Annotated in this window: 24 protein-coding genes; all 24 read left to right on the top strand. The window is 51.7% G+C overall.

The annotated features are described in order from the left end of the window. The first annotated feature begins 11 nt into the window (after nucleotides 1-11). The 24 genes from NFR62_RS00115 to NFR62_RS00230 all read left to right on the top strand — a co-directional run bounded on the left by NFR62_RS00115 (nucleotide 12) and on the right by NFR62_RS00230 (nucleotide 20,608). A complete protein-coding gene (locus NFR62_RS00115) occupies nucleotides 12-908 on the top strand; it encodes a hypothetical protein (protein ID WP_251611986.1) in 897 nt (298 codons plus the stop codon). A 3-nt stretch (nucleotides 909-911) separates the two neighbouring features. Beyond that, nucleotides 912-2,012: a phosphoadenosine phosphosulfate reductase domain-containing protein gene (locus NFR62_RS00120; protein WP_251611987.1), complete on the top strand. Its 1,101-nt coding sequence runs from the start codon at nucleotides 912-914 to the stop codon at nucleotides 2,010-2,012. Then, nucleotides 2,005-2,310 (top strand): DUF3850 domain-containing protein, encoded by a 306-nt coding sequence (locus NFR62_RS00125; RefSeq protein ID WP_251611988.1) that lies wholly within the window; start codon nucleotides 2,005-2,007, stop codon nucleotides 2,308-2,310. Before NFR62_RS00120 ends, NFR62_RS00125 begins: the two co-directional genes overlap by 8 nt. Further along, nucleotides 2,303-2,797 (top strand): HNH endonuclease, encoded by a 495-nt coding sequence (locus NFR62_RS00130; RefSeq protein ID WP_251611989.1) that lies wholly within the window; start codon nucleotides 2,303-2,305, stop codon nucleotides 2,795-2,797. Before NFR62_RS00125 ends, NFR62_RS00130 begins: the two co-directional genes overlap by 8 nt. Continuing rightward, on the top strand, nucleotides 2,798-3,217 hold the full coding sequence (locus tag NFR62_RS00135) for a hypothetical protein (RefSeq protein WP_251611990.1): 420 nt from the start codon (nucleotides 2,798-2,800) through the stop codon (nucleotides 3,215-3,217). A gap of 255 nt (nucleotides 3,218-3,472) precedes the next feature. Then, on the top strand, nucleotides 3,473-3,649 hold the full coding sequence (locus NFR62_RS00140) for a hypothetical protein (protein WP_251611992.1): 177 nt from the start codon (nucleotides 3,473-3,475) through the stop codon (nucleotides 3,647-3,649). Between the two features lie 219 nt (nucleotides 3,650-3,868). Next, nucleotides 3,869-4,288, top strand: a complete 420-nt coding sequence (locus tag NFR62_RS00145) for a helix-turn-helix domain-containing protein (protein WP_251611994.1) — start codon at nucleotides 3,869-3,871, stop codon at nucleotides 4,286-4,288. After that, complete coding sequence (locus NFR62_RS00150; protein WP_251611996.1) at nucleotides 4,272-5,576, top strand: PBSX family phage terminase large subunit; 1,305 nt, start codon at nucleotides 4,272-4,274, stop codon at nucleotides 5,574-5,576. The genes NFR62_RS00145 and NFR62_RS00150 overlap by 17 nt, the downstream gene beginning before the upstream one ends. 12 nt (nucleotides 5,577-5,588) lie before the next feature. Further along, on the top strand, nucleotides 5,589-7,193 hold the full coding sequence (locus tag NFR62_RS00155; RefSeq protein ID WP_251611998.1) for a phage portal protein: 1,605 nt from the start codon (nucleotides 5,589-5,591) through the stop codon (nucleotides 7,191-7,193). Next, on the top strand, nucleotides 7,193-9,214 hold the full coding sequence (locus tag NFR62_RS00160) for a phage minor capsid protein (protein ID WP_251612000.1): 2,022 nt from the start codon (nucleotides 7,193-7,195) through the stop codon (nucleotides 9,212-9,214). Before NFR62_RS00155 ends, NFR62_RS00160 begins: the two co-directional genes overlap by 1 nt. A gap of 12 nt (nucleotides 9,215-9,226) precedes the next feature. Next, nucleotides 9,227-9,397 carry a hypothetical protein gene (locus NFR62_RS00165; RefSeq protein ID WP_251612002.1) on the top strand — a complete coding sequence of 57 codons (171 nt, stop codon included), beginning with the start codon at nucleotides 9,227-9,229 and terminating at the stop codon, nucleotides 9,395-9,397. Between the two features lie 182 nt (nucleotides 9,398-9,579). After that, complete coding sequence (locus NFR62_RS00170) at nucleotides 9,580-10,068, top strand: hypothetical protein (protein ID WP_251612004.1); 489 nt, start codon at nucleotides 9,580-9,582, stop codon at nucleotides 10,066-10,068. Between the two features lie 21 nt (nucleotides 10,069-10,089). Then, complete coding sequence (locus tag NFR62_RS00175; protein WP_251612006.1) at nucleotides 10,090-11,208, top strand: hypothetical protein; 1,119 nt, start codon at nucleotides 10,090-10,092, stop codon at nucleotides 11,206-11,208. Nucleotides 11,209-11,285: 77 nt separating this feature from the next. Continuing rightward, entirely contained in the window at nucleotides 11,286-11,600 is a 315-nt protein-coding gene (locus NFR62_RS00180; protein ID WP_251612008.1) for a head-tail connector protein, read from the top strand. Then, nucleotides 11,594-11,959, top strand: a complete 366-nt coding sequence (locus tag NFR62_RS00185; RefSeq protein ID WP_251612010.1) for a putative minor capsid protein — start codon at nucleotides 11,594-11,596, stop codon at nucleotides 11,957-11,959. The genes NFR62_RS00180 and NFR62_RS00185 overlap by 7 nt, the downstream gene beginning before the upstream one ends. Nucleotides 11,960-11,968: 9 nt before the next feature. Then, nucleotides 11,969-12,313 (top strand): minor capsid protein, encoded by a 345-nt coding sequence (locus NFR62_RS00190; protein WP_251612012.1) that lies wholly within the window; start codon nucleotides 11,969-11,971, stop codon nucleotides 12,311-12,313. A gap of 3 nt (nucleotides 12,314-12,316) precedes the next feature. Continuing rightward, on the top strand, nucleotides 12,317-12,715 hold the full coding sequence (locus tag NFR62_RS00195) for a minor capsid protein (protein WP_251612014.1): 399 nt from the start codon (nucleotides 12,317-12,319) through the stop codon (nucleotides 12,713-12,715). A 4-nt stretch (nucleotides 12,716-12,719) separates the two neighbouring features. Next, nucleotides 12,720-13,181 carry a phage tail tube protein gene (locus NFR62_RS00200; RefSeq protein WP_251612016.1) on the top strand — a complete coding sequence of 154 codons (462 nt, stop codon included), beginning with the start codon at nucleotides 12,720-12,722 and terminating at the stop codon, nucleotides 13,179-13,181. A gap of 69 nt (nucleotides 13,182-13,250) precedes the next feature. Further along, nucleotides 13,251-13,652: a hypothetical protein gene (locus NFR62_RS00205; RefSeq protein ID WP_251612018.1), complete on the top strand. Its 402-nt coding sequence runs from the start codon at nucleotides 13,251-13,253 to the stop codon at nucleotides 13,650-13,652. Beyond that, a complete protein-coding gene (locus NFR62_RS00210; RefSeq protein ID WP_251612020.1) occupies nucleotides 13,649-14,287 on the top strand; it encodes a Gp15 family bacteriophage protein in 639 nt (212 codons plus the stop codon). The genes NFR62_RS00205 and NFR62_RS00210 overlap by 4 nt, the downstream gene beginning before the upstream one ends. Continuing rightward, nucleotides 14,269-16,839 (top strand): phage tail tape measure protein, encoded by a 2,571-nt coding sequence (locus NFR62_RS00215; RefSeq protein ID WP_251612022.1) that lies wholly within the window; start codon nucleotides 14,269-14,271, stop codon nucleotides 16,837-16,839. The genes NFR62_RS00210 and NFR62_RS00215 overlap by 19 nt, the downstream gene beginning before the upstream one ends. A gap of 20 nt (nucleotides 16,840-16,859) precedes the next feature. After that, nucleotides 16,860-18,818, top strand: a complete 1,959-nt coding sequence (locus tag NFR62_RS00220; RefSeq protein ID WP_251612024.1) for a hypothetical protein — start codon at nucleotides 16,860-16,862, stop codon at nucleotides 18,816-18,818. Between the two features lies 1 nt (nucleotide 18,819). Next, entirely contained in the window at nucleotides 18,820-19,305 is a 486-nt protein-coding gene (locus tag NFR62_RS00225; protein ID WP_251612026.1) for a phage tail-collar fiber domain-containing protein, read from the top strand. Nucleotides 19,306-19,315: 10 nt separating this feature from the next. Further along, nucleotides 19,316-20,608 carry a hypothetical protein gene (locus NFR62_RS00230; RefSeq protein ID WP_251612028.1) on the top strand — a complete coding sequence of 431 codons (1,293 nt, stop codon included), beginning with the start codon at nucleotides 19,316-19,318 and terminating at the stop codon, nucleotides 20,606-20,608. Nucleotides 20,609-20,807 lie beyond the last annotated feature (199 nt).

Below are 20,807 nucleotides of genomic sequence, written 5' to 3' on the forward strand. Positions count from 1 at the left end.
GACATACCAAAATGCCAAAAATAGCATATAAGCAAATCAATTTCAGAGATAAGAGCCTCGAACTTATCGACAAGGTAAACGAGATAGTGGGAGAATACGACGCTCAAAACTATGAGCTCACGCTCCGACAGCTTTATTACCAGCTTGTTGCGCGTGATATTATACCAAACAATCAACGCAGTTACGACAATATCGGCGCGCTTGTAAATAACGGGAGGCTTGCCGGTTTAATAGACTGGTACAGCATAAGCGACCGCACGCGCAACTTAAGACAGCGCGCACACTGGGACAGCCCCAGCGAGATTATTTCGGCAGCAGCACATCAGTTTCAAATTGATAAGTGGGAGGGGCAAGAGAACTACGTCGAGGTATGGGTTGAAAAAGACGCCCTCGTCGAAATCGTCGGCAAGGCTGCCGAGCGCTGGGACACCCCTTACTTTTCTTGCCGTGGGTATGTATCGCAAAGCGAAATGTGGGCAGCAGCGCGTCGCATTAAAAGAAACCTCGAGCAGCGAGGCTTTGAAAAGGCATATATAATTCATTTAGGCGACCACGACCCCAGCGGTATAGATATGTCAAGGGATATTATAGAGCGCCTCACAATGTTTTCAGAGGAACTCCGCGACCGAATAGAGCTTGACCGTATAGCCTTGAATATGCCGCAAATCCGCAAATACAATCCACCGCCCAATCCGGCAAAGATTACCGACAGCAGATACGGCGCGTATGTATCCCAGCACGGCGGTAAGAGCTGGGAGCTGGACGCGCTCGACCCTCGCGTCCTCGACGACCTTATCGACAAGTCTATACAAGAGCACCTCGACAAAGGGCTCTATCTCGAGCGCGAGCGTTCAGAAAAATCGGAGCGCGACAGGCTGCTGGAATTTGCGCGCAACTGGGAGGACTAAAGAGTGGAAAAAGACGACTTAAAATACTTGCAAGCGTTCAAGTTTCCCAATAAGGTAATGCGCTCGCAAACAAAGATACTCGAGTACATACTCAAACTTAAGGGTAAGGTGTACGTTGCATTTTCCGGCGGTGTTGATAGCACGGTGCTGCTGGATATGGTGTGCAGGGTGTGGGCGTCGCTGGAGGAATACCGCGAGCAGCCGCTTACGGTTATATTTGCCGATACCGGCAACGAGTTTATGGCGATACGCCGCTTTGTGGTTGAATTCTGCGCGATATGCGAAAAGCGCCACGGTATCAAAATTGACCTCATAAAGGCGCGCAATAAGGAAATAAATTTTTACAAGATACCCTCAACCGTCGGCTATCCGGTGGTGAGCAAAAAGGTTTCTCGTATGGTGCGGGATATTCGGACGTGGTGCCGCGAAATTATGGCAGCGCACCATATTGAGGGCGCGCTTACGCGGGAGGTATTCGAGCGTATTATTGTCGAGTATGAGCCCGAAATGACGCACACTATACGCTTATACTTTACCGGAATTACAAGCAAAGGGAAAACGTGCAAAAGCCGCAAGCTGCCGCGTAAATGGTATAAACTTTGTTATGCACCTTTTGAGGTGAGCGAAAAGTGCTGCGACCTTATCAAAAAAGACCCTTGCAAAGCGGAGGCAAAAAAGCGCAAACTTTACGGGCTGGTGGCTACTATGGCAAGCGACAGCAAGCAGAGAGAAAGCGCCTACCTCGCCACCGGTTGCAATTCGTTTAATGGGAGCCGCACAAAAAGCCAACCTATGGGCTTTTGGTTTACGGACGACGTTACGGAGTACCTCCGCACTTACTCGCTTGAGTATTGCAAAGAGGTTTACGGGGATATTTGCCCGCCGGGGAGCAGTAACCGCTTTACGAAAGAGCAGCATACCGGTTGCAAACTTTGTCTTTTTGGCTGCCACCTCGAGGCGACGCCTAACAGGATACAGCGACTTGCGGAAACGGAGCCCAAGATGTACGACTTTGCTATCAGAAAGGAGGACGGACTAAACTACGGCGAGGTTATGGACTACCTCGGAGTACCTTACAAAACGGAGGGAGGCAGCAATGAGTAAAATACACGACCTTAAGATATTGAAAGAATATTTTGACGCAAAGCTCGCCGGCGTAAAGCCTTTTGAAATCCGTTACAATGACCGGGATTTCCAAGTGGGGGATTACTTGCGGCTCCGCGAAATCGTACCCATACCGAACACGTCGCCAGTAATGTACGATTACACCGGGCGGGTACTTATTACGGAGGTGCTCTATATTCTCAACGGCGTGGGGTTGCAAGACGGTTACGTCGCGCTGGGTGAACGTCCCGAGGATTACCTCGAAAACGATTTCCCGGAGGGAGGCGGCAATGGATAGACCGATACAAGGCTTTGCTGGCTGCACCGTAAACGAGCGCGGGGAGGTGAAAGTAAACGGCAAGCTGCAAAAGCCCTCCGCAAACGGGCGCGGCTACCTCAAAGTGTTTTTACCGACGGAGGGAGGGAAACGCACCTCCCGACCCGTTCACCGGCTCGTGGCGTGCGCTTTTCTTGATAATCCCGAGGGGCTCCCGGTCGTCAACCATATAGACGGCGACAAGCACAACAACGACGTGCAAAATCTTGAGTGGGTTACATATCAAGAGAATAGCCGCAAAGCGCTGGAGCTCAACGCAAGAGAACGCAAGCCAGTGGCGCGCCTAACCAAAAGCGGAAAGGTGGGAGCGGTATTTGTATCAATCGCAGCCGCAGCAAAATATTACGGCTGTAACTACCGGAGCCTATTTGAGGCAGTAAAAACCGGAACACCCTACAAAGGGCACTTATGGCGGCACTGCCGTATCGACATAATACTGGAGGAATAAATGGACATTAAACAGTGGCTTTCAAGAGCTTACCGCATAGACCAGCAGATACAAAGCAAAAACGAGCAAATCGAGATGTGGGAAAGCCTCGCGCAAAAAGTAACAAGCGACCCCTCGGCGCAGCCGGGCGGCGGCGGAGGTATGCACTCCAGCAGGGTGGAAACTTATTGCATAAAGATAGCGGACGCTCAAATGGAAATCGAACGCCAGCGCGACGAGCTTATCAACGTGCGCCGCGAGATTGAGGAGGCAATCAGCAGGGTGCAAAGCGTAACGCTGCGGCTTTTACTGGAGCAACGCTATTTGCTTTGTAAAGGCTGGGAGGATATAGCGGACTTTATGGGGTACTGCGTCGAGTACGTAAAGAGGGATATACACAAGCAAGCCCTCCGCGCAGCTCGTGAAATTATAGCCCCCTAAATATTCACTTTTACCCTTTTTTATCTTGCCAAAATGCAATATAATGTACAATGTGCTCAAGCACAAATCCCGCGAGGCGACCGAAAGGCGCGGGAAAACTGTTTGATTTCGCCGTCGGTATGTTCATTTTGGTAAAAACCTCCTTAAAAGATAATACGCGACTTGCAAGGCGGGACGGTTTAACAGTTTTACCTCCGCCGAGCAAATCCACGCTAAAGCTCTACCACCCGGTAGGGCTTTTATTATGGGGGTTATATGGACACACGCAAAAATAAACAAAGGCGGCAGCAGCAAAATGAGTATTACACCCTTAAAGAGATAGAGCGGCTTGTTGAGCAACTCAATTACGAAACGGTGAAAATTGAAATTGTTATGCCACACGATAAGGTGCTTATGCTGGAAAAGACAAAGCACCGACCTATCGGCTTTTAACGTAAGCGGTAAGCCCGGCAGCCGGGCGGCGGGTAATAACTCGCATTACAAGGGGCAGCACCTTGACCGCTTGCCACGAGGAGCAACGGCGCGGGTAGCGCTGGAGGGAAAGCAAACAACAACACAGTAATAGAGGCGGCTTTTGAGGGTTTCGTCGTTGTTAATCAATCTATACCACGGCAGGAGGTACACAATAGAACAGTAAGGAGGTACAGCATAGTGGGACATAGTAAACTCACCGACAAAGAGAAAAAGCAAATACTGGCTCACTATGTGGAAACGCAAAACTATTCAGAAACGGCGCGCTTAACGGGAGTATCAAGGGCAACCGTGCAGCGCGTCGTTAAAAATATGCCCAATGTGAGCGAAAAAGTGCACCAAAAAAACGAGCAAAACACCAAGGACGTGCTGGGCTATATGCAGACGCAAAAGGAAACCGTTTGCAAGCTCATTACGACGTACCTTTCTGCTATGCTTGACCCCGAGAAAATCAAAAAGGCAAATGTGGTACAGCTCGCCACTGCGCTGGGCATATTGATTGATAAGTTTACGACGCAGGACGAAAAGCCCGCGGATACCTCACTTATGGAGGCGCTGCTCAATGCGGTAAAGGGAGGCGGCAATGGCGATACAGTTTAGTGAAAAGCAGCTCGCTCTCATACGGCGCCCTTTTATCGACGGCAGCCTCGAGGTAAACGAGGGAACGCCAAGGAGCGGCAAGACCACTGCCGGAGCGTTCAGAGCGGCGCGCTACTACATAGAAACGCAAGACCGCGACCACCTCGTGCTTGGATATAATCACGAACAGGCTTTCAAGCTGTTTATAGACTGCGACGGTATGGGGCTGCTGCATATCTTTGCCGGCAACTGCCGGATACGACACGACCCCGATTACGGGGATTTCCTCGGAGTTACTACGCCGGACGGACGAGGTGGCAGCACTGAAAAACGCATATTTTACAAGGGCGGCGGCAAAGCCGACAGTTACAAGTCTTTCCAAGGCTTAAGTTTTGGCTCCGTCGTCTTTTTGGAAATAGACCTCTTGCACTCAAACACGTGGCAAGAGGCTTTCCGTCGTACAATGGCAGCGCGCAAGAGGTGGCACCTTGCAGACCTCAACCCGCCGAGCCCGCAGCACCCCGTTATTAAAGACGTATTCGAGGCGCAGCGGACTATATGGCAACACTGGACAATGGACGACAACCCGATACTTACACCGGAGCGCAAGCAAGCACTTTACGAGCAGCTCAAGAAAAGCCCGTACTTATACGAGCGCGACTGGCTGGGGCACCGTTGTATCCCGCAGGGTGTTATATACTCTATGTTTTCCCAGCACGAGAACGTCAAAGCAAAGCTCGAGGGCGATATTGTGGAAATGTTTTTCTCGGGCGACGGTGGACTATCAGACGCGACGAGCGTATGCTGCAACATAGTTACACGGGACAACAAAGCCGGCAAGCCTATTTACCGCCTATACCGCGCAGCAAATTACTACTACAGCGGCAGCGACACGGGCACCGTTAAGGCAATGAGCGTACAAGCGCGAGAAATCGCCCTCACGTTCGTGCCGTGGTGCCGTAACAAATTCGGACGACGGGAAACGTGCTTGCTCATAGACCCCGCTTGCAAGGCGCTACGCGAGGAGTTAAAGCTCTACGGGCTGGACGCAAGGAACGCCGACAACAACGGGCACGAAATCGCCGGGAATTCCAAGGGTATAAAGGTCGGTATTGAGAGGGTGCAGTCCTCTATCGAGGAGCGGCGCCTTTTGTGGCTCGAAACCGAGGAGTACGGGCATTATGATTGTTTCCGAGAGCTGGGGCTTTATGTGCGCGACCAGCACGGCAACCCGGTTGACGCTTACAACCACGCAATGGACGATATGCGTTACGGGCACAATTATTTTTATAAGCATTACATCAAATAGGAGGCTCGGCAAATGGGCTTATTTGAAAAAATCAAAGGAGCGTTCGGTAAAATGGGCGAAAAATTCGCAGCACCGCAGACGGTGAAAGACATTTTCGACATAAACGGCGTGCCCAGCTTTCGACAGTTTTACGAAAGCGGGATATTGATATGGAAACGTATATACCGCGGTTACTATTCGCAGTGGCACGACGTCAAGGCTCCGACCATAAACGACAGCGGCGCAAAGCGTCGGCGCGATACACTCAACGCCGGCAAAGCCGTTTGTAGTGAACTGGCGGGGCTTATATGGGCAGAGAGGTGCAGCGTCGGGGTATCTCGCAAGGATTTCAAGGCGGACGATAAACACCCCGATAAGCTGGCGGCGTTCGTTGAGCAAGTGCTTAACGAAAACAATTTCAACACAAAAATGCGCGAGCATATCGAGCAAGTTATGGCGCTGGGCGGCGGTACCTTGAAAACGTGGTGCGACGTCAAAAGGGACGAGAACGGCGCCGACATCAAAGGCTCCGAAAAAATCAAGGTCGGCTATGGTATGGCAAACCAATTCGTACCACTTGCGTGGAATAATGCCGAGGTTACGGAGGGCGTTTTTATTTCCCGCGAGGCAAAAGCCGGCTATTATTACACAAGGCTGGAGTTTCACCACTGGGACGGCAGCGAGTACGTTATCAGCAACGAGCTTTACCGTCATAAAATCGGCAACTCGGAAAGTCAAGACATATTCGGGGAGCGCGTACCGCTTAACGAGCTTTACGTAAACCTTTCCGGCGAGGCAAAAGTAAGCGGCTTGCAGAGGTCGCTTTTTTCGTACTATCGCACGAATATAGCAAACAACCTCGACGATAACAGCCCGCTGGGGGTGAGTATTTACGCAAATGCACTCTCAACGCTTAAAGCGCTGGACGTTTGTTTTGATAGTTTTGTGCGCGAGTTTACGCTCGGTAAAAAGCGTATAATCGTGCCCTCGTCCGCTATCAGATACGTAAACAACCCGGACACCGGGCAACGGTGCCGCTATTTCGACGCCGACGACGAGGTTTACGAGGCAATGGACACGGACGACCTCGAGAGCTTGCAAATCAAGGATAACACGGTGGAGCTGCGCGTCGAGGAGCACGAGGCGGCAATCAACGCTTTTCTCGGTATCCTTTCCTTTCAGCTGGGACTTTCGCCCGGCACGCTCACCTTTGACAAGGTGGAGGGGCTCAAGACTGCTACCGAGGTTATCTCGGAAAAATCCAAAACCTACAAGACGGTAAAGCAACATCAAAGCAGCGTCGAGGAGGCAGTCAAAAAGCTGGTGCGCAACATCATAGACGTGGCAATCCTATACGGCATAGAGTACGAGGGCGAAACGGTCGAGAGCCTCGCGCGCGGCGGGTATGATATAGCAATCTTTTTCGACGACGCTATAATCCAAGACCGACAAACAAACATCAACGAGGGAGTGCTGCTTGTGAGCAATTCGCTTATGAGCAAAAAAAAGTTTATGACCGACAAACTCGGATATACTCCGGAGGAGGCGGACGCAGAGCTGGGGCAGATAGCTGCGGAAAGCAATATCACCGGCGCCACGATAGACTTTTCAACGCTATTCCCGAAAGGGGGTAGTTAATGGCAGGGCTGCCCCGTGAATTTCTCGACCAACTGGCGCAGCCGCTTATCGACGTATATACCAGTATAGAGGACGAGCTAATCCAAAACATTGCAAAGCGTTTCAATACCGGCAAGGGCTTGACGACGCAAGAGTGGCAATTCAAAAAGCTGGCAGAGCTCGGAGCGCTCACACAAGACAATATCAAGACCATTGCCAAGTACGTGGGGCAAGTGCCCGAGCTGGTACAAACCGCGCTCGAGAGCGCAGCTTTTCAAGCCCTCAAGGAACTGGAGCCGCAATTCGCGGAGGCGGTGCGGCTGGGATACCTTAATGCGACCGATACGCCACTAATGAGTGAAAGCGTAAAGCAAGCAATATCGAGCTACGCAAAGCAAGCCGTGGACGATTTCAACCTCGTAAACACGACAATGCTTAACAGCTCGCTGGACGCTTACCGTAAAGGGATTGCAAACACTGTCGGCGCCGCCACATACGACGGCGCACAAAAGACTATGAACGTGGCAGCTGGCGAGGTTATTACCGGCGTGAAAAGCCGGCAAGCGGCACTCGCGGACGCTATCAAGAAAATGGCAAACGAGGGCATAACAGCCTTTTACGATAGAGCCGGGCGAAAATGGACGCCCGAGGCTTACGTAAATATGGATATACGCACAACAGCGACAAACACCGCACACGCGACGACTTTTGCCAAGTGCGACGATTACGGGCTTGACCTCATAGAGATAAGCTCGCACGCTGGAGCTCGTCCAAAATGCGCAAACGACCAAGGCAAGCTATTTTCACGGTCGAACAAGAGCGGCACCGTCCGCGACGGCAACGGGCAAAGTATCACATATTACCCGTGGAGCTCCAGCAGCAACGGAGCGCCCGACGGTATCCTCGGTATCAACTGCGGACATTTCGCAAGCCCATTTTTCCCCGGATTGTCATACAAACGCGGCGAGGAAACGCAAGACTTTGAACAAAACGCCAAGGAGTACGCGCAAAGTCAGCAGCAGCGCTCGCTTGAGCGCGACGTAAAAGACGCCAAGCGTGAGGTTATGGCGCAAAAGGCGGCGGGAAATCAAGAGGCTTACGAGGAGGCAGCGGCAGCGCTCAAAGCAAAACAAGACAAATACAAAGGCTTTTGCTCGGATACGGGCAGAACACCTCGAAATGACCGCTTGCAAGTTAATGGATACGACCGCAGAACTGCGGCAGACGTCGCCAAGACAAACCGCGAGGCGGCGGAACGACTAAAGCGCGAGGCGGCGGGTAACTTGACAAAAGAGCCTCAAAAGCCTATAATTAAAACCGACAAAGTAAAAGACGCCTACGGTGTAGAGCGTGCAAGAGTAGTCGGCGAGCAAGTGGCAAATGCGCCTCCAATTTTCGGCGAGGTGTGGAATAAGTACGCGGATAACATAGGTTTTGATAGTACAACGCACCGCGGCACTGCACACTACAGCCCGGCGTCGGGCAAAGTTAGCCTCAACCTCGAACGGGACGCGCTGGGTAGTACATACAAACCGGCGTATGAAACAACTTTCCACGAACTGGGGCACTTATTCGACCATAGCGCTGGCGCGTCCGGTTACGGCTCCCGCTTTATTGCAGCGTCGGGCAAGTATTCCGGCGGCATATTCAGCAGTACCTTAAAAGCAGAGGCAGAGGCTTACACTAAAGCCGTGCAAGACCGCTTGCGTGCGGAGGCAGTGGCAAAAGGGCTTAAAGCGTCAAGCGTGCTTATAGGCGACGCGAGGCGTGCCGTCCGCTCCGAGATATGGGAACTTGCGAAAACGCACGGCGCAAGCGCCACCGGCGATATTTCCGACATTTTCGAGGGCGCTACTCGTGGAAAGATTACCGGAACAGCAGGGCACGGCGCAAGCTACTGGAGCAGCCACGACGTAAGCGTGGAGGCTTTCGCGGAAATGTTCAGCGCGTCGATATGCAATCCGGTGTCGCTTGAACAAATACAACACTTTTTCCCGCAGTCGTACAATATCTTTTTGCAGATACTCAAGTCTATGCTATAGGAGGATAAAGCAGTGGCAGACGAATATATCAACCTTTTAATGCAATATCAAGATAAATTCGGGGAGCCCTATTTGCTTAATCCCGAGTATCAGACCGACGAGGAGGTTATCGCCGGCATAAAGCAGTGCCTTGAAACCGGAAAACCCCGGCAAAAGGATAGCGGCAGCGACACGATAATATAAGCGAAAGCTCACCAATTCGGTGGGCTTTTTTCATACCGTTATATCAGCACCACGCGCAGCACCGCGGCGGTGCTTTTATATTGCCCTCGATATGGCGTAAAACTACCGAAAAATACGCGAGGCGCCAAGCGATACGAACGCAAATTCGCCCACTCTAAAGGCGTAAAAGAAAGGAGTAGATTATGGACAGAAAGACAATCAGGGCAATTCTCGCAGACGAAACGCTCGACGAGAGCGCAAAGGTGAGCAGACTTTTGCAAATGCACCACGACGAGGTGGCAGACATCAAAAGCGGGCTCAAGACGGACGAGGACGTAAAGGCTGCCGTTGCGGAGGCGTTAAAGAACGCACCCAAAGCGGTAAAGGTAGAGGAAACCGAGGAATACAAAAAGCTGCTGCAAGAGCTTGACGACTACAAGTATAGAACGGAGCTCACGGCGCAACTCAAGGGCGCCAAGGTAAAAGATAAATTCCTCGCCGACGTTATCGCCAAAATCAAACGCGACGAAAAGCTGGACGAACAGCTCCCGAAACTCCGCGAGGAATTCGGCGAGTATTTCGACGAGGGCGCGCCTCAACCGCAACCGCCGGCTCCCAAGCCCGTATTTAGCGGCGACCCGCAGCCCACACCCCCGGGTGCACAACCCAAACCTATACCGAAATTATTTTAATTAAAAAGGAGTAACAAAATTATGGCAAGAATTGAAACTCTCGCTATTTTAGCGAGCAACACGGGCAACGACTACCTCGCAGAAAAGTACGGCGTGGTTATCGACAACATCAGCAACGGCACGATTTCGTCCCAGCTCAAAAACAAGGATTTGAGCGGCGACCCCTCCACGGGCTCCGTTGAGGCAAAGCGTTTTTGCAACAGCAAGGCAAACCCCTACGGCACCGCAAGAGCGGGCGGCAAGGGCGACAAGCTCAAAGCTAAACCCGTAACCGTTGCAATCGACACCAACGAGGAAATTATAGAGGAGGTCGAGGAAAAAGACGTATCTTTGTACGGCGTCGAGGGGCTCGTTTCCCGCCGCGTGAGCAATCACGAAATGGTTATGAAAAAGAGCCTCGAAAAATCTTTCTTTGCGTGCGCTGCTGCGCACTGCGAGGTATTCACTACCAAAGAAACCGCTATCGAAAAAATCGTCGAGGCGGCGGTGCAGCAGGTCGAGAATACCAAAAACGAGTACGTGGACGGCGTGCCCCGCGAGTACATCTCGGTTACGCTCAATACCACGGCTTACGGCGAACTCGCCGAATATTTCGACAAGGTGCAAAACCCCGGCGATTACAACACGGCGACCGGCAAGGTGCGCGTTTTCCATAACGTAAAATGCTACAGCAGCACCGACTTGCCCGCCGGCGTAAAGTTTATCGTTATGGTGGACGGCGCCGTCGCGCAGCCCGTAAAAGCGAACGTATGCAACGCTGCAAAAATTCCTTTCTCGGACGCTTACGGTTTCGGCGTTTTCTACTATCACGGCGAAAAGTCGGTTATGCCCGACCTTACGCTCACTTACACCGACGGCGTGCTCAATGCAACGCTTAAGGCGGGCACGGACGCAACCCATACCGCTGCGGTGGTTGATACGCTCAAGGGCGCAAAATACTTCTACAAGGCGGGCGCTACCGTAACCGCTCCCGCGGTCGGCGAGGAATTCAAGGCAACCGGCTTTACCGCGTGGGACGGCGAGGAGGAGCTTGTTTGCGCGAGCGGCAACAAAATTGTGATTGTCGAGGTCGTGCAGGGGCTTAAAACCGAAACCGTCGCAAGAGTTACCGCCAAACTCGACGCAGTGGTCGGCGCTTAATGGCGTACATTGATTACAAGTATTACTCGGAGCAGTACGTGGGGGAGCCTCTCGACGAGGAGGCTTTCCCGCGCTATTTGCGGCGTGCGGAGGAGGTTATCGACAGTATAACTCGGTACACCGTAAAACAGAAAGGGCTTGCGTCTTTTGACGATTTCGTACAGGAACAAGTCAAGACCGCGACGGCTGCGCAAATCGAGTATTACGTTATCAATGGGCTTGAGGTCGCCACCGACGGAAAGCTGCCCGAAAGTTTTACGGTCGGCAAGGTGTCGGTTACAACCGGCGGCGGCAGTGCTGGAAATGGCGGACGCAGCAATGCGGTGGCGCCGAAAGTACGAGCGGCTCTCGAGCAGACCGGGCTACTTAATAGAGGGGTGGGCGTATGTTAAGACCTATCCCGCTGCGAATTCTTAAGACCGCTGCGGTGCTTACCGTGCCGCAACAGGTGGAAAGGTGGGGCGAGGTTACACCAAGCACGACAAACCTTTCTAAAACCCACTTGCAAGCCTCTAATGCGGTAAAAAGAACAAAGGACAGCCGCGAGGTCGTGCTGCGAGCAATCCTTTTTTATGACACAAAAAACAGCTTACCGCGTGGCGTCGATTTCAACGCTTTGAAAACGCAAGCGGACGAGGCGGGCGGGTGTATGACCCTCGAAATAGAGGGGCTTGCGTACACCGTTGAAACGGTGGAGCCTATCCCGGACGACTGCGGCGGTATTCACCATTACGAGCTCGGGCTTGTATAGGAGGCGGTTATGGCGGGCGTAAAAATTGACTTTGACGCAAAAGCAATTCGCGCAAGAGTGCAAAAGGGTATCGACAAATCAGTGGCTCCACTAATGGAGCAAGTGCTCAAAGATAGCAATTACTATTGCCGACAAGACCAAGGCACGCTAATAGCGAGCAGTCAAACAGCGAGCCGCCCAGCCGACGGCGTTTTAATATGGAATACCCCATACGCTCGGCGCGTTTATTACGTGGGCGTCCCCAGTAAAGACGTAAACAAAAACGCGGAGCTTATGTGGTTTCACAAAGCGCAAAGCGTACACGGCAACGAGTGGGCAGCGCTCGCACAAAAGACTATCAAAAAGGAGGTGTAAACGGTGGGCTGGATACTGGACGCAATTATCGACGAAATCGAAAAAAACCTCAAACTCTACAGCAGCGTAAAAGTGGGCTCGCTCCCGCAGCGCAGCGGTATAGCTATGTATATCGGGGCGGGCTCGCCGCAATCCAAGTATATGGATAAAGCGACGCTCAATACGCTATACGCAACAGTAAACGCAAAACACAAAGACCAAAGGCAAGCCGCCGCAGCACTTGAAAAAATACACTCACACCTTAATCGCTTAAGTGTTTATCCGAGTGGGGTGCACGACGGGAAAAGCTGGCAGATTACCGATATTTCCACGTCGTCCGCGCCTAACTTTATAGGACAAGAGGGCGACGGGCAACACCTTTACGGCTCGATTTTGCAAATCAAATTTTATTATGGAGGCTAATACAGTGAACAAATTTTTGACTATGTACGGCGTGAGTGCGGAAATCGACACCGCGGAAAACGGCGCAACAACGGAAAACTGGGCAGTGCTCGGCGAGGGTATCGAAAACCTCGCGGAGGCTCTCAACGAGGTAGTATATTCCGGTTTCTACCTCCACAACGGAGGCTATGGCAATTCGGAGGTTACGGGTATGCAGCCCGTCGTAACTATGAGCGGTAAGCGCATAGTGGGCGACGCGGCGCAGGATTACCTTTTCAATCCCGACCGCAAATACGGGCTCGGCGAAAAGCGCAAATCCAAGCTCAAACTCACCACGGCGAGCGCGGAGGGCGACGTGGTTATCACGTGCCCCGTTACCATTGCAAACATACAGGAGTTTTCCGGCAATACGCAAGACGGCTCGGCAATTTCGTTTGAGCTCCGTTTTAACGGCAAGCCGGAAATCACCACGGGCAGCAAAGAATAATCACAAATCAGAGCGTAAGAGGGGCGCGTCCCCTCTTATTGCTCAAATTTAATACGGAGGTTTTTTATTATGTTTGAACTTAAACGCAGCGAGAAAATCGTTGAACAAATCAAGCTCGGCGACGAGATTATCGAGGTAAACCTTGACGCCGGGGCAATACAAGCACGTTTTACGAAAGGGTATAACGAACTGCTCCGTGCGCAGAACGCACTAAACGGCGCTACAAGCGACACACTCGACGCGGTGAGCGATAAGCTGGAGCAATACGGCAACGCCGTTGTAGGCGTCTTGCAAGTCATTTTCGGCGAGGAAAATACGCAAAAAATCCTTGCTTTTTACGAAAATAATTACAGCGAGATGTTTACGCAGATTTACCCCTTTATCGCCGAGGTGATAATCCCCAAGATTTCCGAGGCAAGCAAGCGCAAAGCCGAGGAACTCAAGGCGCTTTATAAGGGACGCAAGAAATGAAAATAACCTTACACTTTCCGCTCCCTTATGCGGTGGTGTACGGTGGTAAAACTTACAAATTAAAGCCTTATTTTGACAATGTGCTCAAAGTCTTTGCTTTGCAAAAAGAGCAAGACCTATCAGAGCGCGACCGGCTCGAGGTGAGCCTCGACCTACTTGTAAAAAGTAAGCACTCCAAGCTATCGGAAAGAGATAAAACCGGACTGCTCAATGCTATTTACGACGTCCTTATGGACGAGGAAAAGAGAGAGCCCGACGGTACAGCCCCCATATTTGACTTTGTGCAAGACGCTGGATATATCTATGCGTCTTTTTTGTCGGATTACGGGCTTGACCTTTACGAGCAGCAAGGGCGTTTACACTGGTGGGCGTTTATTCAGCTATTCCGGGGATTGTCGGAGGGGGCAAAAATCGTCCAAGTTATGCAAATACGAGCAAAGCCTATTCCGGCGCCGACAAAGTACAACGCAGAGGAACGCAAGCAGCTTGCCCGGCTCAAAGCGCAGTATGCGCTTAAGACGACGCAAGAGGAACGCGAGCGCAATTTTGCGGCTGGACTTAAACGGCTGGCTGGGCTTATGCGCGGAATAGCAGAAAACGAGGAGGTGAGCAGACAGTGGCAGACGGAAAGGTAACAGTTATATACGACGGCGACACCTCGGGGATTGACAAAGCAAACTCGGAGGCGCAAAGCAAGGTAAGCTCTTGCGGCAGTAAGCTGGGCAGTATTGCCAAAGGCGCAGCGGTAGCAATAGGCGCCGCTTTCGTGGCTGCCGGCGCTGCGGCTTTCAAATTCGGCACCGACTTTGAAAGTGCGGTCGCCAAGGCGTCAACGCTTTTCGGCGACGTTGAGGTGGACGTGGAGGGCTTGCAAAGTAAATTGCTCGACCTTTCAGACGCCAGCGGCATAGCAGCAGCCGACCTCGGCAATACGCTTTACAATGCGCTTTCTGCCGGTATTCCCGTTACGGAGGATATGGGCAGCGCGCTTGCATTTCTTGAGGCAAATACGCGGCTTGCAAAGGCTGGTTTTACCGACGTGGACACCGCCGTAACTACTACGGCAAAAATACTCAACGCCTACAAAATGGACGTGAGCGAAACCGAGAAAATCCACAAGATACTTATGCAGACCCAAAACAAGGGTATTGTTACGGTGGGCGAGCTCGGCAGTGTTTTAGCTCAAGTTACCCCTACGGCTGCGGCTTTCGGGGTATCGTTCGACCAAGTGGGCGCTGCAATCGCAAATATGACGGCGCAAGGCACGCCAGCCGCACAAGCAACGACGCAGCTCAACTCGCTTTTTGCAGAACTGGGCAAGAACGGAACAACGGCGGCAAACAGCCTTGCGGCTGCAACCGAGGGCACCGAGTACGCGGGCAAGTCATTTCAGCAGCTTGCGGCGGAGGGCGTACCTCTCAACAAAATACTCGATTTAATCGGCAACTATGCGGAGCAAAGCGGGCTCTCAATGCTCGATATGTTCAGCTCAATAGAGGCGGGCAAGGCAGCACTGGCGAACGCTGGGCAAAATTCCCAAGCCTTTGCAGACGCGCTCGCAGCTATGGGCACCGAGGCGGACGTTGTGGGCGACGCTTTCGACAAGGTAAGCGATACAACGGCAGAGAAATTCGCAAAGATACTCAACGAGCTTAAAAATGCGGCTATAGAGCTGTTTATCGAGCTGGCGCCAATAGTGCAGCAGCTCCTCCCGGTGCTTAAAGATGTGCTCGGTAAGCTCGTGCCGGTGCTTTCCAATATAGTGCAAAAATTCTTGCCTATACTCGTAAATTTGATTGATAAACTGCTGCCGCCTATCCTCAAGCTGGTTGATAAACTGCTGCCGGTGCTTTCAAATCTTTTCGAGGGCGCGGCGGAGGCTATAGGGGAAATAATCGACCAAGTTTTACCGGTGCTTATAGACCTATTCGACGAGCTGGAGCCTATTTTTGACGAGTTTTGCGGCGAGCTTTTGCCCGTCATAGTGGACTTGTGGAAACAGCTTGCGCCGCCGATATTGCAGCTTGCAAAAAGTATCTTTCCGCTTTTGGTGGAAATCTTGCGCACGCTGCTGCCGATTGTATCAAAGTTAATTCAAGACGTCCTCCCCGTGCTGGTGAAATTGTTTGAAAAAATAATCCCAGTAGTGGGCGAGATTGTGCAAAAAATATTCCCGGTGCTGGTTGAGCTGCTGGAGGCGCTTTTGCCGCTTTTCTTTCAGCTAATCGACGCGGTGCTGCCTTTTGTGGTGCAGTTGTTTGACGCGCTTATCCCCGTGCTGCTTGAGATTGTGGACGCACTCCTCCCGGTGCTTGTGGCACTTATCGACGCGCTGCTGCCTATCCTTACAACGCTTATAGAATTGCTCAAGCCGATACTCGACTTATTTATCGCACTGCTTGAGCCGATACTTGAGCTTTTGATGTCAGCGCTCACGCCGCTGCTGGAATTGTTTACCGCAATTTTACAGCCGATACTTGACCTTATAATGCTGGCGCTCACGCCGCTGCTGGAACTTATCCAGCCGATTATCGACATTATTATGGCGCTTATGGATACGGCACTGCGTCCGCTTATGGACGTATTTAGTAATGTGTTCGGCGTCATTGTGGACACGGTAATGGTGGCTATCGGCTCCGTTACAGATATACTCGGCGGCATAATGGACTTTGTAAAAAACGTCTTTGCCGGAAACTGGAGCGGTGCGTGGGAAAGTATAAAAAACGTCTTTTCAAATATATGGGAGGGTATAAAGAACGTCGGAAAATCGGCGCTCAACGGGCTTATTTCGATATTTGAAACTGGCTTAAACGGCATAATCGGGTTTATCAACGGCATAACGCAAGGCGTATCAAAAATATGGGACTGGACGGGCATACCGAGCATACCGAAAATACCCGAGGTTAAAATCCCCCGCTTAAAGGTCGGCGCGGATTTCATACCGCAAGACTTTTTCCCGGCTTACCTTGATTACGGCGAGCGAGTGCTTACCGCAGAGGAAAATATCAAATTTAATCAGCTGGGAGGGCTCGAGGGTATGGAGCGAGCGCTCGGTGGCGCTGCGATAGCGAGAGCAGACAACAGCGGCGATATGCACGTGGTGGTACAGGGCGACGTCGAAATGGACGGTTTCAAGGTCGGCACCGTCGTTATGCGCAACATTGACGACGTTAAAAAATTTACCTAAAAGGAGGTGATAGCGTGATAATGGCTTATATCGGCGGCATAGCTTACAAGCTCGCCGCAGATTATACTATTTCAGAACAAGCCGCAAACAAAATCGCCTCCAATATCTCGGTGATACTTGACGCTGGGCAACCTATACCGCAAAGCGGCGAAATAATCGAGATACGCGACGACGACGTGGGCGAGGTGTACTTTTTAGGCGTATGCGGGATACCCAAAAGCCCGAAATACTCCAGCCCTTACGACGTCAAAACTTATTCTATTACGTGCAGCAACGCAAACGGCATACTTGCCCGGCGCGTGGTAAACGTCGCTTATCAGGGCTATACGGTTTCGCAAATCGTCAAAGGGCTTTTTGACGAGTATATCTCAAAAGAGGGCTTTACACTGGGAGCTATCAGCGACGTACCTATCAAGATAAACATATACACGGCGGCGGATTACGGTTTACAGTATTGCCTCGACGAGCTGGCGGAGTATGTGAGCGGCGCGTGGTATTGCACCAATGACCGCAAATTTTACTTTATAGCCGAGGAGGATTTCGAGCCTTTCCCGCACACGATTGACAAGGATTTTTTGCCGATTACTGCGCTGGAAATAAAAGTAAAGGATACAGACTTGCGAACGTCGCAAACGATTTCGGGCGGGCGTTCGGAAACAGCAGAGCAGCAAGAGGAATTCACCTATAACGGCGAGGATAACAACTTTACGTTGTCCTTTTCGTTGTCGAAAAAGCCAGCTATAAGCATAAACGGCACCGACATATCGCCCGACCGTATCGGCGTAAAAGGCTTAAACGATACGGAAAACAGCTATATGTTTTTATTTGCGTTTGATAGCGCGGTGCTCTCGTACAATACGCTATACGCTGGTACGAGCCCGCCGCCGCTGGCGGTCGGTGATGTACTGCAAGTGCGGTATGTGGGCTTTTATCCTATTCGTGCGGTGGTGCAAAATGCCGGAGCTATTGCCGACATAGCCGCAAGGACTGGCACAAGCGGAATAATCGACAATGTAAAAATTGATAAAACCGTCCGCGACCTTGACGACGCGGTGCGGCTCGGCAATGCGCTACTGGAAAACTACGGGGCGATGCGCACGGAAATAAGCGGCTGGTTTAGCGTTTTAGAGGCTCAAAAAATGGGGCTCAATTTTAACGACTTTGCACTGCTGCGGCGCTGGCGATTTAATTTGCCGGAGTATGGCGCGGTCGGGGATTTCGTCTTGACGGAGCGAACGCTTACGCCGTTTATAAAGGGCGGCGGAGTGGAAAATCTTAAAATCACGCTCAAGCTGGTTGATAGAGCATATTTGCGCAGTTATGGGCAGATATTTGACGAGTTAAGCAAAGCGACCTCGCAGCTTTCCATACGTGAGGACGACGTGGTTATCGACGTTAAGGTAACGACCGAGGAGCGAGTGCTCGCAGAGGAAACCGAAACAAACGGCGACAAACTCGACACCGAGCCCGGCGAAACGGCAGACTTGACGGAGCAGCAGCGCGTCGGTGATTTCACGGACTTTATGCCTTTATGGTGCACTACGGACGCCAGCGGCGTGCTTATGTGCCCGGCGGGAATAAGTCTTGAAATGATAAGCGAGCAGCATTTTACCGAAACGCAACGCTTGACCGGCGAAATCGCCGAGATAAGCGAGGAGCTGGGGACGTTTGAGGGCGCCGTCGATACGGAGCCCGTGGAAACAGTTATAACGAGAGAGGAAAGCGAAATAACCGAGGGCGCGATTGACACCGAGCCGGAGGAAATCGCAGAACTGCTCGAGAGTACGACCAAAACCGAGGGCAAAAATGACGCTGCGCCGGAGGAAAAGGCGGAGCTCAAAGAAAGTCAGACCGTGGAGGAAAATACGGGCTTTATGGTGCTATTTTGTACCAGTGAGGCGCAATTCCAAGCCGACGGGCAAATCGCAAGCCCGGCGGGATTATCACTATATGCGTGGAATACGCAAACAGGAGGCTAATATGCAAGTAAAAGAGCAAGCGGGTTTCCGCGGCGAGTATCAAATCGAGATTATCGACACCGTTACGGGCGCGCGCGAAATTCACAAACTTAAAAACACCCTCACGAACATAAACAAGGATATACACCTTGCTATGCTGCTGGGGGTAACGACGGGGTACAGCTTTGACGACCTCAATATCAAATATTTTGCTTTCGGCGACAGCGACACGCCAGCGGCAGCTACACAAACAAAGCTCGTGAACGAGCGTTTCCGTAAGCAAATCACAACGAAAGAACGCCCGACCGGGCAAAACTACGTCGAGAGTATTGTTTCGCTGGGCTCGCCGGACGCAAATTTCACGATTAAAGAAATAGGCGTCTTTGCCGGCAGCACCGCAACAGGAACAAAAGACAGCGGCAAAATGATTTCCCGCATAGTGGTGAATATCGAAAAATTCGAGAATAAAATTATAAACATCATACGCCGCGATTTTATCACTATATAAGGAGGTGCCTATGTTTCAGACCAAAACGTGGCGAGCTCGCCAAGGTATCGGGCTCAATAAATTTTCCATAGGGGGTGCGGCTCCCGTTACACTGGTGAATATGCCCGACCAAGTTATCGTACCGGGCGACGCTTTCAGCGAGGAAAATATGAACGACCTTGAGCGCCGCATAGCAATGGCGTGCGCAGAAACTTACGGCGTCAAGATAGACAAATCAAACAGCAATCCGGAAAGCGCGGTCGAATATACGGACGGCGCGGCGGGGTTGACGCCCTCGAGTGGTAACGGCGGGAGCTTTATACCCGGCAGCTGGAGCGACAAATACCCGTTTAATAAAATACGCCCTTGCCTCGTAAAAAACGGGGCAGTGGTGGGGTATCTTAATCCGGATAATTACGCGCAATTCGAGGACGGCACCGCCGCAGACATCACAAGCGGCGCGGCTGGCGACGTTATGGTGGAAATCCCGATATTTTACTACAAGATTTCACACAACGACACGCACACCTTTGTGCAGATTTCCTCGGCGCCGCTGGACGGATTTACGGATAAGGCTTTCCGTTATAACGGTGAGCTTACCGACGCCTTTTATGTGGGTGCTTATTCCGGATATGTGGACAGCAGCAACAAGCTGCGCTCGTTGAGCGGCAAGACCCCGACGGGCAGCAAGACGATAGGCGCGTTTCGCACCGCAGCGCACGCTAATGGCGACGGTTACGAGCAGCTCAATTTTTATAAGCTCACGGCGCTGCAAATCCTTTACTTAATACGGTATAAGAGCCTTAACAGTCAAGCGGCGCTCGGACAAGGATATACCGGTGGCAGCGCAGCCGCACAAACCGGCGCGACTAATGACAAAGGTATGAATTACGGCGACACCTCGACAACCGGGCGCGTAAAGTGTAACGGTATCGAGGACTTTTTCGGCAACATCTTTCAGTGGGTGGACGGCTACAAAGCGACCTCCACCACAATGGTAAAGACGGCGGACGGGAATTTCAACGACAATGCCACCGGATACGAGGAGCACCCTTGCACGGTACCCAATAATGGCGGATACTTAAAGGATATAGTGGGGGACAACGAGCTGGCTTTTACGCCTAAAACCTTTAGCGGCAGCTCCAGCACCTACTATGCCGATTATGGCGCTCTGAGTTCGGGCTCTCTGCCCGCTTTCGGCGGTGGCTGGGCTGTTGGCGCCTATGCCGGGGCTTTCTCTCTGTATTGCAGCTGTTCGGCGTCGGCTTCCCTTCCGAGTATCGGGGCGCGCTTGCTTTTGTGTAAGGCTACCAAAGCAGCATAAAACTACTATCTCAATATAATATGGGCAATAAAATGGCAATCTGAATTCGGACTATCTGCCCGCTTTCGGCGGTAGCTGGGCTATTGGCGCCAATGCCGGGGCTTTCTCTCTGAATTGCAGCTGTTCGGCGTCGAATTCCAATCCGAATATCGGGACGCACTTACTAATGTGAAAAGAAATTTATATTTTCATTGCCCTG

The organism is Pumilibacter muris (genome assembly GCF_943193045.1).
GTDB classification, from domain to species: Bacteria; Bacillota; Clostridia; order Christensenellales; family Pumilibacteraceae; genus Pumilibacter; species Pumilibacter muris.